Here is a 12,588-nt window from a genome sequence, read left to right as displayed (position 1 = left end):
TCCCTGCTTGTTGAAAACCTTGTTCAATGATTTCAGGGTCAAGAATTTCTGATAATTTTTCAAAGGTATGGTATCGGCTGCTTTCTTCAAGTGTTGCTTGCAGTGCTTGTTCTATATTCACAAAAAATCCGTAGTTAGTTTCCTAACTACGGATTTTGCATGATCGTTTGGATCGGTCAACCGGTCATATTCTTAACTGATCGGCATTATGCATCGCGCATCCTTTTATATTAATAATTAGTTATTTTAACCACTTATTAGTATTTCAACTTTCATAAAAAACCACCACCCTATATAAAACAACAGCTTACATTTCGGCCTCATTTTTGCTCTATATTGTTTATATAAATACAAACAATAAATACCAAAGGACTAAACATGAGCTCATCAACACAATTAAGCATTGCAAAACCACTTTCGCTTATTGGCGGCATTTTATTATTAAGTGGCTGTGTATTTCATATATCGCCAAGCGTTGCCTCAGTAAAACAAACAAAACAGCTATCACTGCCAAGCAATAATCTTGAATATTTAAATGTGTTAAGCGGCGCAGGTAGCCTTGAAATAAAAGGCTCAAAAACGGCCACCAGCATTAGTGTTGATGCCACTATTTACACAGCCGACATTGAAGACGAATACGAGCTAACGCTCGAGCAAGACGGTAAACAGGCAAAGCTTGTTGCCCAAAATAAAAGCCGTAATGGTATTAGCTTTTACAGTGGTCAATCTCCAAGTATTAATTTAGTGGTTACTGTGCCAAGTAATCTAAATTTAGATATTGATGATGGCTCTGGCGACATTTTTATAAATGCTATGCAAAGCAATATTAATGTAAAAGACGGCTCGGGAGACTTAACTATAAGCGGTGCTAAAAACCTAACTGTTGACGATGGCTCAGGTGAAGTAAACTTTGAAAACATCGCAGGTAATTTAGAATTAACCGACGGCTCTGGCAGTATTCATATAAACAACGTAAGTGGCAATGCAACTATTGACGATGGTTCTGGCGAAATGCACGTGAGCAACATAACCGGTTCGCTAAACGTTGAAGATGGATCGGGTGATATAGTAATAAGCCATATTAGCGGTGCAGTTAATGTTGATGATAACTCTGGCGACCTGCTTATTGAGCATATTGGTTCAAGCGTAACAATTGAAGACGGTTCGGGTGATATCCGCGTTAACCATGCAAAGGGGCTGACTATTACTGAGTCGGGCTCGGGCGATGTAAGTATCGATAATATTAGCGGTTCAGTAAAAGTAGCTGACTAACAGTATGAGCTAAAAATAACGTATTTTCAGCCACATGAATTATTGTATTTTATAAGAACCTAAGTCATTCTATTTATGCTCAAATACCTTGAGCATAAATAGAATGACTTAGGATAAACGCGTGTTAGAAATTGCTTTAATTTACTTAGCAGCAGCCATTGTAGCTGTGCCTATTGCAAAACGAGTCGGACTTGGCTCAGTATTAGGTTATTTAATTGCCGGAATACTCATTGGCCCTTATGCGCTGGGTGTTGTGGGCGATCAAACCGATGTAATGCACTTCGCTGAATTTGGCGTAGTAATGATGCTGTTTTTAGTGGGCCTTGAGCTACAACCTTCGCGTTTATGGACATTACGCCACTCTATTTTAGGGCTTGGCGGCTTACAGGTTGTGTTATCGGCAGCGGCTATATTTGCATTTTGTTATTGGTTTTTTGCCATGCATTGGCAAACCGCACTCGCCATTGGTTTAATGCTCGCGCTCTCCTCTACCGCTATTGTACTGCAAAGCCTTGAAGAAAAAGGTTGGCTAAAGCAAGAAGCCGGACAAAACGCTTTTTCGGTATTGCTGTTTCAAGACATCGCAATTATCCCTATTTTAGCCCTATTGCCACTGCTCGCATTTGCCCCGCAAACTAGCACAAAAGAAATCAGCGATTCGATTATTGCAAGCTGGCCTGTATGGCAACAAGTATGTGTATCGGTTGCGGTTATTGCCGCTATTATTGCCGGCGGTAAATATGTATCGGCGCCGTTATTTAGATACATTGCCCAAACGCACATGCGTGAAATATTTACTATTTTTGCACTGTTTTTAGTGGTCGCTATTGCACTGGTTATGCAAAGTATTGGTTTATCGCCTGCATTGGGAACTTTTTTAGCAGGCGTTGTACTTGCCGAGAGTGAATTTAGACACGAATTAGAAGCCGATATAGAACCCTTTAAAGGCTTACTTTTAGGACTGTTTTTTATAACTGTTGGCGCATCAATTAACTTTGAACTGCTATTTAACGAGTTTAGTACTGTTATTGGCTTAGTGGTTTTACTTATTGTAGTTAAAGCCTGCATTTTATTTGCCCTTGCCGTTACCTGTAAAATTAACAGTAAACAGCAGTTATTATTTGCCTTAGCGCTTGCCCAAGGGGGTGAGTTTGCCTTTGTACTTTTAAGCGTAACCACCACCTTAAGTATTTTAACGCCCGAGCAAACCAGCCTTGTTACCTTAGTTGTAGCGGTATCAATGCTAATAGCGCCGTTACTACTTATGGTTTATGAGCAAATACAAAAACGCAGCAGCAGTGCTCCGCCTGAGTTTGATAAGCCAGAGCAAATTAACACCGCTAAGCACGTAATTATTGCGGGCTACGGACGTTTTGGCCAAATTATGGGGCGTTTACTGCACGCGCAAGGCTACGAAATTACCGTACTTGATCACAGCCCTAGCCAAATAGAATTACTACGCCGTTTTGGTAACACCGTATTTTATGGCGATGCCGCACGCCAAGAACTCCTTGAAGCCGCAGGCGCGCACACCGCGCAAATGCTGGTAATTGCAATTGATAACCCCGATAAAACCATTGAGATAATTAAGCTCGCGCATAAAAACTACCCGCAGCTAAAAATAGTTGCTCGCGCAATCGACCGCCGCCATGCGTATCAGTTACTTAATTTAAAAGTAGATGCGTTTAACCGCGAAACCGTCGACTCAGCTATTAACCTTGCCGTAGAAGCACTCGAGTTACTAGGTAACACTAAGCAAGATGCCGAGCGCGCTGGTAAGCTATTTAGAGACCACGACCGCGCTGCAGTACTGCAACTTGCTGCATTATGGGGAGACGATGCCAGCTACGGCGTAGCAGTTCGCCAACGCATGGAAGATTTAAAGCAAGTGCTGCAACAAGATAAACAAGCACAAAGCGATTTAAATACCTGCGACAGCGGCGATTGCGAAGACGGCTTAACAGAAGTAGCGAGTAAACCTAAAAAGCCTGATGATGCTCATTTGGAGTAGTTTAAGGCTTTTATAGTTGTGCTGTTGGCAATAGCTGGCAGCACATAAACTTGAGGTTTGATTGCTAAACACTCTATTATGCCTATAGCTGTCACTGCGACGAACATTCAATTCCTAAATAATTTTTAATAATATTTTTGCTTTTTTAAATCCTCTTTCCAACGACGATAACCTCTTAAGAAGCTTTCAACATCAGTATTTTCACCGAATGAGTTATTATCTTTTTCTGAGTATTCTAGTAAGTATCGTTCCGCAACGGCCTGCAATGATTCCTTTTTATCTACAACCCATTTTAATTCAAAATCTATATACTTAGTAATCTTAGACACGTTTATACAATGATCGAACTGCTTATCTTTTCCGAAGAAATCTTCAGATAAATTAGTTTTCCCTCCGCTAATCATATGAGCTCTAAAACAACTTGCGACAACAATTAATAACTCAGGAGGTGGATAAAGCCCAGATTCTATGAGGTATAAAAAGCTGTTTAATGGATTACTTTCTACTTGTTCACGCTCAATTATATTATGTGATGAGTTTTCCCTAAGCATATTCCAGCTATGTTCAAACTCTGAATAGTATGGAAACTCATTATGTTTATAAGAAGCTTTTAAAATTTCTCGCACTTCCTCCACATCTTCAAGTGTATTTTTATAAGCGCCTTCAAAAAGAGCTTTCCCTTTCACTAATTCAGTTAACTCATCAATATCCATTTTTCACCCTAGTTTAAACACTAATAAAACAAGACAAATACAAACAGTAACTGTTGAAACATTCTCAACTCTCACTACGCTTAATAGTTTCATAATCAACTTTTCCATAAATAATTAACCTCTTTATTGGATTAGTTTCCATTATGATGTTTGGCTAAATATAGTCACGGACACGATACTAAATGATTGTCCGTTTAAGGAAGCAAAGAGCCATTAACTCCACTTAATATCATTGATGAATAAGGCTCTAGTCTTTTTTAGTATAAAGAGACTTTAAATCTTGGTCGTGTTCCGATATTAAGTAACCTATGTTTTATCAAAAAATAACCTTCGGCGGTAGGTTAACTTTGAAAATACGAGAAAAGGTATTTGATTAGGTTATAACTGTGGTAATAATTTAGGGGAGACCTTTATGTTTTGCTTGTAGCCCAGCACGGCTGGGCTAACTATGAACTACAACATTTAAAGACCTAGTGGTGGTGCCCGCCTTGAATAGCCTCGCCCTGCTGGTTATAAAAGCCAGTTGCACTGTGCTCTATAAAACCAAGGTTTATCATTTTAGCTAAAAATGGGTCGCCTTCGTTATCGCCAATGTCGGCGTAATCGGTGGTTTGAAAGCGATCCCACTGTGCAAATTGAGCAGTAATTAATGGCACATCAGTGCTTACATTGTTAAGGCTTAGCAAGGTAGTTGTTTGGCTTTTTTTATTACTAATGCTAAATGTTTTAACTAATTTTGAATGCGTAATAAAGGCAAGGTAAAAGTCGTTGCCATTTTCGCTCAGTGTATAGTTTTTTACTTCACCGCAGCCTGTGCCTTGTGTGCTTAATAAGGTCATTTTTTCGATTAAGTGGTTATCCACCAGCTGACTTTTAGCACTCCAATTTTGTACGCCGCGTACTTCAGATGGTTGGTATTCAATGCCGCGTTGCTGGGCATTAAAGTAACGTATTGGGCGTATTTGATTATTGGCTAAGTGCTGCCAAAGCTCGGTTATTACTTTACTTTGATGCGCTACTTGCTGGTTGTTTCGCCAAAGGGTAAGTGACTCGCTACTTCGCTGCGCTTTATGGCTGTTGGTAATTTTATAATCCGCTTTTAAATGCTTGGCATCAATATCACATTGCGAGGCAAAGCTACTTGTACTTACAAGCGTGGCAATTATTAATAACGCTTTTTTCATTTAGCTATCTCTTATTTATATTTCAAGTTTATGGCAATAACATAACGATTATAAATGTCAGTTTAATGACAAAAACCCCGCAAAGTGTGCGGGGTTTTTTATTTAGATATATTTAACTAAATTTATAACTAGCCGGTATTTATTGCGCTAGTTTTTCGTCTGCTGTTTTTACAAAGTCAGCGGCAAAGTCCATTACATGGAACAAAAAGCTTTGCTCGTTTGTGCCTGTTACTAAGTGTGCACCTGGTCCCATTGCATAAACGCCTACGTCTTCACCGGCATGTGTTTCTGAGCCCATTGGTACCAGTGCTTCTTGATGAAAACCAGGTGTTGTTGTATCAACATCAGTTAAATCAACACGCCCTGTAACAGGTACAAAGGCGTAACCTGCATCGGCATCAGTCTCGCTACCTAGGTTTCTAAAGCCACCACCATTGGTGTAACCAACCGTTGTATAAGGCATATCGTCGGCAGCTAAGCTTGGCTCAGTAGCGCCTACTGCAACCACTTTACCTAAAATTGGGTTACCGCGTTTAGGGTAACCAGCAATGGTAAATACATGGCTGTGATCGGCAGTTACAACTATTAATGTTTCTTCTGGGTTGGTGTTTTCCATCGCCACTTTAACGGCTTTGGCAAGCTCAATAGTGTCGTTTAACGCGTTATAAGCGTTACCCGCATGATGCGCGTGGTCAATTCGACCCGACTCAACCGTTAAGAAAAAACCTTGCTCGTTGTTATCAAGTACGTTTATTGCTTTTTCGGTCATTTGTGAAAGCGAAGGCTCGCCTGCAACATCGTTTGCGCGGTCAGCTTCGTACTGCATGTGGGATTCGTTAAATAAGCCAAACACTTTAGTGGCGTCGTCACTTATTGCATCAAAACCGGTTTGATCCATTACGTACGTGCCATTTGGATATTGCGTTTTCCACTCTGCGGTTAAGTCGCGGTTATCTGTGCGATCCCCTTCAACAGCACTTACTGCATCGGCTGAATTAAACGCGGCATCTTTTGGTAAAAAGTGACGACGACCGCCGCCCATTACTACGTCAATACCGTCTATATCAACACCACTAAAGCGTGCTTCTAGGTTGGCTTCAAAGTTAACCAGTTGCGATGCAATGTCTTCACACGTTGCCGCACTTTCTGGCATATCGGAGATATCTTCCCAGTTACGCTCTGCCGATTTAGCATACGTTGCAGCTGGTGTTGCGTGAGTAATACGCGCTGTAGAAATAATCCCTGTTGCTTTGCCTGCAATTTCAGCAAGCTCTAACGAGGTAACAAGTTCGTGCCCTTTGCCTGACGCACAATTACCACGTTCAACCGCTTCATCAATACCAATAACGCCTGCATCGGTTTTAACACCCGATGCCATTGCGGTCATAGTGCCTGCCGAATCTGGCGTTTGCGCATCTACGTTGTATGTTTTTACAAAGCCCGAAAAAGGCATAGTTTCAAAGCTTAACTGGTGATCTTCACCCATTTCACCCTCTAACTGACCCGCTAAAATACGTGCTGCGGTTATGGTAGAAATACCCATACCATCGCCCACAAATAAAATTACGTTTTTAGCTTTGCCTGATTCAGTAACAATGTTGCTACTGGCTGTTTGTGCAGCACCCAATTTTGTTTGTGCTTCACTAAACCAAGTATTACTAGTGAGTGAGGCTAACTGCTCGGTAGTTAACGACGTTGCAGGTGCATTACACACTAAATTAGTTGAGTTAACTTCGTCGCTATCTAGCACGTCGTTATTATTGGTATCTGCGCCTACTTGCGTCTCTACACCGCCATTAATACACTGCTCAGAGCCCACTGCAATAGCGTTATCTACTGCGATAATATTGTTTTCATTTTTGTTATCGTCACTCGAGCAACCTGCTAGCGCGACCATTACTGCCAAAGAAAGTACCGTTAATTTGTTCATGTTAGCCGCCATTATTGCTGAGTTAGTTCAAGAGCTTGATTAATTAGATGAAACACTACGTTTTGTTCAATTACGCCTTGTGCTAGCTGAGCACCAGGACCTTTAGCATGCAAAGATATGTCTTCACCTGCGTGTGTTTCTGACCCCATTGGTACGGTTGCTTCTTGGTGAAAACCTGGGGTTGTTGTATCAACCCCATTTAGCTCAACACGCCCTGCTACAGCAGCACTTGTGTAACTTGCATCAGCATCAGTCTCGTCGCCTAGATTTCTAAAACCTAAGCCATTTGCGTAACCGACTGTGGTGTACGGCATATCGTCGGCGGCTAGGCTTGGAGTAGTTGCACCTACTGCAACTACTTGACCTAAAATTGGATTACCACGCTTAGGGTAGCCTGCAATAGTAAATACATGGCTGTGATCGGCGGTTACTAAAATAAGGGTTTCTTCTGGGTTGGTGTTATCTACCGCTGCTTGCACGGCTTTAGCAAACTCAATGGTGTCGTTAAGCGCGTTGTATGCATTACCCGCGTGGTGCGCGTGGTCAATTCTTCCCGACTCAACCGTTAAGAAAAATCCATTATCGTTTTTACCAAGCACTTCAATTGCTTTAGTGGTCATATCGGTAAGTGAAGGCTCGCCCGCTACATCGTTTGCGCGGTCAGCTTCGTATTGCATATGGGATTCGTTAAATAAACCAAATACTTTAGTGGCGTCATCTGCTATTGCATCAAAGCCTGTTTGATCCATTACGTACGTAGCATCTGGGTATTGTGTTTGCCACTCAGTTACTAAGTTGCGCTCGTCAGTGCGGTCGCCTTCTATAGCACTTACTGCATCTGTTGAGTTAGCTGTTTCGTCTTTTGGTAAAAAGTGACGACGACCGCCACCCATTACAAAATCAAGACCGTCTACGTCGGTCCCTACAAATCGTGCTTCTAGGTTTTTTTCAAAGTTAACCAGTTGCGATGCAATGTCTTCACAGCCACCTGTTACTGCATCTTCTGGCATATCGGATACGTCTTCCCAGTTACGGTCAGCCGATTTAGCATATGTGGCAGCAGGGGTAGCATGAGTAATACGTGCTGTAGAAATAATACCGGTAGATAGCCCTTTAATTTCAGCCAATTCAGTTGCGGTAATTAGCTCGTTACCTGCCACTGTTGAACACACGCCGCGTTCAATATCTTCGTCTACACCAATAACGCCCACATCGGTTTTTACACCGGAAATAATAGCCGTCATCGTGCCTGCTGAATCAGGAGTTTGAGCATCTACGTTATACGTTTTAACTTGTGCAGAGTATGGGAACTCTTCAAAGCTTAAATAACCTTCTTCGCCAGATTGGTTATTACGCTGCCCTTGCAAAATACGCGCGGCGGTAAGAGTAGAAATACCCATGCCATCGCCCACAAATAAAATAACGTTTTTAGCTTTAGTGGCTTGTGTAGCCTGCGCTTGTGCTGTTTTTGTTGTTAGTTTAGTTTGCGCAGCGCTATACCAGCTGCTGTCTTTTTGGCTTTGCGGTAGTACATCAGCATGGCTAACTGCGCTAAACGCAAATGTTAGCGCGATTGCCGCAGCGACTTTTTTAATTTTCATCCGTAATTCCCATTGTTTAGTGGTTATTTTTTGAAATGTGTAAACACAAAAAAGATCAACCGCTGCACTATAGAAAACAGATGTGACTGATAAAGGTAATTTTAATGAAAGTAAGATGACTAAACTATTACAAAAATAAGTCACAAAAAAAGCGCAACGTGTTAAACGTTGCGCTTTTAAGGGAAATTATTGAGGGAGTTATTTAAAATCTGGCGAAAATGCTATACCTAACCCAGAGCGCCTGTACATGAAACCACAACTACCTTTACCGGACACAATTTAAGCTTTAGTGTAAGTGATATCACCGGTACTACGGGTAAATTTAATCGAGTAATTGTATTTATAACACTGAAAAACAAGTGGCAAACCCAGTGAACAAACAATCCTTCAAGTAATGTGGTTACTCCACCTGAGATTAAAATGAATGAGGACGATTTTTAAACATAATATGCAGTTTGCCTCAATAAGAAATTACTGCGGTAGCTCACGTTTAATCAAGAAACGCAAATATGCGTAAAAGGCTTCACCTATGATATAACTACAAGTGGATTAAATTTAATGGTAAATAACAATGAGTAACTCTATGTTTGATCACAAATTAAGTAGCCCAAGCTTGGATTTTCAACCACTCTACTTACAAGTGTCTGATAGTATAAAACAACTCATTGTTAAACGGCATTGGTTGCCCGGCGAGGCTTTACCAAGCGAATTTCGCCTTGCTGAAGAATTTAACGTAAGCCAAGGTACTGTTCGTAAAGCGCTTAATTTATTAACCGACAATAAAATAGTAACTCGTCGCCAAGGCGTTGGTACATTTGTATCTGAGCATACCTCGCAAGATGCCTTATTCAGGTTTTTTCCGTTACAAGCCGACGGTGAAAGTGACAACTCACCAAAGGCAGAACTGCTATCAGTTGAGCTTTGTTCAGCGCCTGCTGAAGCTATAAAGGCTTTGCAACTCAATAAAAAAGACAAAGTTACCAAGCTTGTTCGTAGACGTATTCTTGATAACAAATTTTGCATGAGCGAAACTATATACCTACCGCAAAGCTACTTTCCTGATATACATCAAAGTAGTGATATACCGCACACTCTCTATCATTACTATCAGAATAAATTTAACCAGACTGTACACAAAACCCAGGACAGTATTAAAGCCGTACTTGCTACAATAGATGATGCAAAAATGCTTGCCATTAAAGTCGGCGACCCACTACTGTTGGTATCACGCGTTACAGAATCAATAGAAGGTAAGCGTATTGAATACCGCCTAAGTAAATGCCGTAGCGATCACTATCATTACCAAATTGAGCTCGACTAGTTAAACGTACTTAAACTACTAATTAGCAATCTTAGCGCACAACCTTTAAATATTTTTTAAAGATAGCAAGCCTTACCTTGATGGCTTTCTGCTAGCTTTCTATCCACTAATCAGCCGCTTTGCTGTAAACGCAGCATGATTCATCATAATGACTTACATATTACATAACGCATCTCCGAGATAAATTACTATTGAAATAATTAAGTACCCTTCTTCCAGTAGGCTTCTATTTATTAAAATTAGCGCAAGAATATTGTGTGCAAACGGTAGAAAAACTAACCGAAGTAGGTATGAAACCCATTATTTTAATTGTGGCTGAAACACTTTGGATTGCATTATTAATACTTAGATTTGTAATTTGGAGCTAATGAATCAAGTTATTTAAGGTATATATCAAAAAAATCAGTAGGTAATTAGGTCATGTTTTAACCACTTAAAACTTGCATTTTACCTACTCTAGAACCGCGTGCCAATACAAACATAAAGCATTGATTAAATTAAAATTAACTTAAATTCAGACGCAAAAAAGATCACCTTAATCATGACTGGTTAGTTAAAAAACAAACAAACTAATAAAGCACTTACTCTAAAATAAATTTACAATAGGGCTTGGTATATAGCTCAATTTACTGTTATCCTGCTTGGCATCGGGTTGACAGAAAACCCTATTTATTTGTAAGTACCACGTTGTTTTAGTAATAATCCTTCGCGTTATCCTCAGTTAAATGTATGTTTTCTTCCTGTTAAATTGCCTAATTTAAGGCGCACTTTTATTAATTTCTTAGGATACTATTATGTCTAATACTACAACTGGTACAGTTAAATTTTTCAACGAAGCAAAAGGTTTTGGTTTCATCGAGCAAGAATCTGGTCCTGACGTTTTCGCACATTTCAGCGCAATCTCTGGCGACGGTTTCAAAACTCTAGCTGAAGGCCAACGTGTACAGTTTACTGTTACTCAAGGTCAAAAAGGCCCACAAGCTGAAAACATCGTTAGCATCTAATTGCTTTCGTTAAAATGGGTTAGCAATAACCCATTTTGAATACTAGTTTGAAAGAAGTTTTGTTTTATTTGTTAGTACCCCGTTGTTTTAGTAATAATCCTACGCGATATCCTCAAGTTAACTATTTTTTCCGGCTCAATCGCCTCTTTTCAGGCACACTTATATTAATTTTTTAGGATACATATTATGTCTACTACAACTACTGGTTCAGTAAAATGGTTTAACGAAGCAAAAGGTTTTGGTTTTATCGAGCAAGAATCTGGCGCAGACGTGTTCGCACATTTTAGCGCAATCTCTGGCGACGGTTTTAAAACTTTAGCTGAAGGCCAACGTGTACAGTTTACTGTTACTCAAGGTCAAAAAGGTCCACAAGCTGAGAACATTGTTAGCATCTAATTGCTACACAATTTAATGGGTTAGCAATAACCCATTTTGAATACTAGTTTGAAAGAAGTTTTGTTTTATTTGTTAGTACCGAGTTGTTTTAGTAATAATCCTGCACGATATCCTCAAGTTAACTATTTTTTCCGGCTCAATCGCCTCTTTTCAGGCACACTTATATTAATTTTTTTAGGATACATATTATGTCTAATACAACTACTGGTTCAGTAAAATGGTTTAACGAAGCAAAAGGTTTTGGTTTTATCGAGCAAGAATCTGGCGCAGACGTGTTCGCACATTTCAGCGCGATCTCTGGCGACGGTTTTAAAACTTTAGCTGAAGGCCAACGTGTACAGTTTACTGTTACTCAAGGTCAAAAAGGCCCACAAGCCGAGAACATTGTTAGCATCTAATTGCTACACCATTTAATGGGTTAGCAATAGCCCATTAATATACTTATCTATATAGTTTTTAGTAAAATATCGTCAAAATCCCCTTCTATACATATTTTCCAAGCGCCATCTCATTTGCATCCGCAACTCATTAATTAGTGCATTTTTAAACACATTTACTACTATCTCTCTTGAGCGAAAGCTTTGTATTGCCTACAATAGCGCATACTTCATTCAATATAGAATATGACCATGAACGACACTACCGCAAAACCTGCTTTACCAGATCGCCTTTCTATTAATCCACGCAGCCCACATCATGTGGAAGAAGTTTTTGAACACGATATTGGTATCACGTTCAACGGCAAAGAACGTTTTGATGTTGAAGAGTACTGCATCAGCGAAGGTTGGATAAAGTTTGCATCCCCAAAAGGGCTTGATCGTCGCGGACAACCGCTTTTACTTACAAGAAAAGGCACTGTTGAAGCCTTTTATAAGTAAGCTAAATATATTACTTATAAAATTAACTGAGTAAAAATTATTAAAATACCCAATATTTCTAGGTAAATTACTTAGTAAATATGGGTATTTATTTACCCATTAACATCAAATTTAATACCGACTCATTTAATAAAGTATTATTTCCGTTTACTATTAGGGCGTGTTGATCTTTGTGGTATGAAAAACAAACAGCATGAAGATAAGGTATAATTGAATTCGCCAGAAAACTTTACACCGAACCTACATGCCAAGATTAATGTTAACAGACGGGACATGGA

General features: G+C 39.9%; 11 protein-coding genes. 7 read left to right on the top strand and 4 right to left on the bottom strand.

Translation table 11 applies throughout. The annotated features are described in order from the left end of the window. Positions 1-378: 378 nt before the first annotated feature. Complete coding sequence (locus H4J63_RS18505) at positions 379-1,272, top strand: hypothetical protein (RefSeq protein WP_182197917.1); 894 nt, start codon at positions 379-381, stop codon at positions 1,270-1,272. A 121-nt stretch (positions 1,273-1,393) separates the two neighbouring features. Beyond that, positions 1,394-3,283 (top strand): monovalent cation:proton antiporter-2 (CPA2) family protein, encoded by a 1,890-nt coding sequence (locus H4J63_RS18500; protein ID WP_182197916.1) that lies wholly within the window; start codon positions 1,394-1,396, stop codon positions 3,281-3,283. Positions 3,284-3,408: 125 nt separating this feature from the next. Here H4J63_RS18500 and H4J63_RS18495 read toward each other — a convergent pair whose 3' ends face one another. The 4 genes from H4J63_RS18495 to H4J63_RS18480 all read right to left on the bottom strand — a co-directional run bounded on the left by H4J63_RS18495 (position 3,409) and on the right by H4J63_RS18480 (position 8,711). Next, complete coding sequence (locus H4J63_RS18495) at positions 3,409-3,996, bottom strand: hypothetical protein (RefSeq protein WP_182197915.1); 588 nt, start codon at positions 3,994-3,996, stop codon at positions 3,409-3,411. 470 nt (positions 3,997-4,466) lie between these two features. After that, positions 4,467-5,180 (bottom strand): hypothetical protein, encoded by a 714-nt coding sequence (locus H4J63_RS18490; protein WP_182197914.1) that lies wholly within the window; start codon positions 5,178-5,180, stop codon positions 4,467-4,469. Positions 5,181-5,319: 139 nt separating this feature from the next. Then, positions 5,320-7,110 (bottom strand): alkaline phosphatase, encoded by a 1,791-nt coding sequence (locus H4J63_RS18485; RefSeq protein ID WP_182197913.1) that lies wholly within the window; start codon positions 7,108-7,110, stop codon positions 5,320-5,322. A gap of 11 nt (positions 7,111-7,121) precedes the next feature. Next, entirely contained in the window at positions 7,122-8,711 is a 1,590-nt protein-coding gene (locus H4J63_RS18480; protein ID WP_007580433.1) for an alkaline phosphatase, read from the bottom strand. Positions 8,712-9,282: 571 nt separating this feature from the next. Here H4J63_RS18480 and H4J63_RS18475 point away from each other — a divergent pair. From H4J63_RS18475 to H4J63_RS18455, 5 genes are all read left to right on the top strand, one after another. After that, positions 9,283-10,032, top strand: a complete 750-nt coding sequence (locus H4J63_RS18475) for a GntR family transcriptional regulator (protein ID WP_182197912.1) — start codon at positions 9,283-9,285, stop codon at positions 10,030-10,032. A 794-nt stretch (positions 10,033-10,826) separates the two neighbouring features. Beyond that, positions 10,827-11,036: a cold-shock protein gene (locus tag H4J63_RS18470; RefSeq protein ID WP_006792548.1), complete on the top strand. Its 210-nt coding sequence runs from the start codon at positions 10,827-10,829 to the stop codon at positions 11,034-11,036. Between the two features lie 186 nt (positions 11,037-11,222). Further along, a complete protein-coding gene (locus tag H4J63_RS18465) occupies positions 11,223-11,432 on the top strand; it encodes a cold-shock protein (protein WP_010554515.1) in 210 nt (69 codons plus the stop codon). Positions 11,433-11,620: 188 nt separating this feature from the next. Continuing rightward, the gene (locus tag H4J63_RS18460) at positions 11,621-11,830 is read left to right on the top strand and encodes a cold-shock protein (RefSeq protein WP_007580429.1); all 210 of its coding nucleotides are present in this window, start codon (positions 11,621-11,623) and stop codon (positions 11,828-11,830) included. Positions 11,831-12,061: 231 nt separating this feature from the next. After that, positions 12,062-12,310 (top strand): DUF3297 family protein, encoded by a 249-nt coding sequence (locus tag H4J63_RS18455; RefSeq protein WP_002963088.1) that lies wholly within the window; start codon positions 12,062-12,064, stop codon positions 12,308-12,310. Positions 12,311-12,588 lie beyond the last annotated feature (278 nt).

This window comes from Pseudoalteromonas sp. 5Ae-yellow (genome assembly GCF_014077565.1).
GTDB lineage: Bacteria > Pseudomonadota > Gammaproteobacteria > Enterobacterales > Alteromonadaceae > Pseudoalteromonas.
This window is presented reverse-complemented; position numbering and strand designations above follow the sequence as displayed.